At 75.4% G+C, this 1,417-nt stretch carries 1 protein-coding gene; it reads right to left on the bottom strand.

Annotated elements, in window-relative coordinates; all coding sequences use genetic code 11:
• Positions 1-1,417 (bottom strand): aldehyde dehydrogenase family protein (locus PROKR_RS17175; RefSeq protein WP_157602201.1); only part of this gene is annotated, 1,417 nt, incomplete at both ends.

Genomic DNA, 1,417 nt, shown 5'->3' on the forward strand with positions numbered 1-1,417 from the left:
CCTGCGAGAACTCGGTGAGCCAGGCGCGGGCGTCGTCGGCGCGGGCCCAGGCGAGCCAGCCCGTCGGGTCCTCGGTGCGCGACGGCACGTCGGGCGCGTCGGCCCACCGGCCGAGCTGCGCCACGTAGTTGGGGCCGCCCGCCTTGGCGCCGGAGCCCACCACGGAGGCCTTCCAGCCGCCGAACGACTGGCGCCGCACGATCGCACCGGTGATGTGCCGGTTCACGTACGCGTTGCCGACCTCGACACGGTCGAGCCAGTGCTCGACCTCGGCGTCGTCCAGCGAGTGGATGCCGCCGGTGAGGCCGAACGACACCGCGTTCTGCAGCGCGAGCGCCTCGTCCAGGGTGCGGGCGGTCATGATGCCGAGAACCGGGCCGAAGGCCTCGGTGAGGTGGAAGAACGAGCCGGGGCGAACGCCGTCGCGCACGCCCGGGGTCCACAGGCGGCCCTTGCCGAGGCCGGCCTCCTGCGCCACCGCGTCGAGACGGCGCGGGCGCACGAGCCAGCTCTCGCCCTGCTCCAGCGTGGTCAGGGCACGCAGCAGTTTGCCCTGCGCGGGCTCGGTGAGCGGCCCCATCACGGTGGCCAGGTCGGTCGCGGGGCCGACGGCGAGCGACGACACGGCGTCGACGAGCTGGCGGCGGAACCGCTCGCCGGTCACGGTGCGCGGGTCGCCCACCGAACCGACCAGGATCACGAGCGACGCCGCGGAGCACTTCTGCCCCGCGTGCCCGAACGCCGAGCGCACGACGTCGGCGACGGCCAGGTCGAGGTCGGCCGACGGCGTCACGACGATCGCGTTCTTGCCCGACGTCTCCGCGAGCACGGTTAGGTCGGGGCGCCAGGACGCGAACATCTCGGCGGTCTCGATCGCGCCCGTGAGGATCACGCGGGACACGCCGTCGTGCGTCACGAGGCGGCGGCCGAGGTCGCCGTCGGGCACGCGCACGAACTGCGCGACGTCGCGCGCGATGGCCGGGTCGAGGCCGATCTCGGGGGCCACCTCATCGAGCGCGGCGTGCACGGCCTCGACGGCGATCTCCAGGCAGCGCGGCGTGGGCGGCGCGGGCTTGGCGATCACGGAGGAGCCGGCCGCGAGGCCCGCGAGCACGCCGCCGATCGGGATGGCGACCGGGAAGTTCCACGGCGGGGTGACCAGGGTGACGCCGTCCGGCGTGTACCGGGCGCCCGGCCAGGCCTCCGACGCCGGGTCGAGGGCCTCGGCCGCCTGCGCGTAGTAGGCGGCGAAGTCGACGGCCTCGCTGACCTCGGGATCGGCCTCGGCCACGGTCTTGCCTGCCTCGTGCACCATGGCGGCGACCAGGTCGGCGCGCGCGGCCTCCAGGTGCTGGGCAGCGGAGCGCAGCACCCGGCCACGGTCCGCCGGGGCGACCTTGGCCCAGGCCGCGCCGGC

Origin of the sequence: Promicromonospora kroppenstedtii DSM 19349 (genome assembly GCF_000515355.1) — a bacterium.
Classification (GTDB): Bacteria; Actinomycetota; Actinomycetes; order Actinomycetales; family Cellulomonadaceae; genus Promicromonospora; species Promicromonospora kroppenstedtii.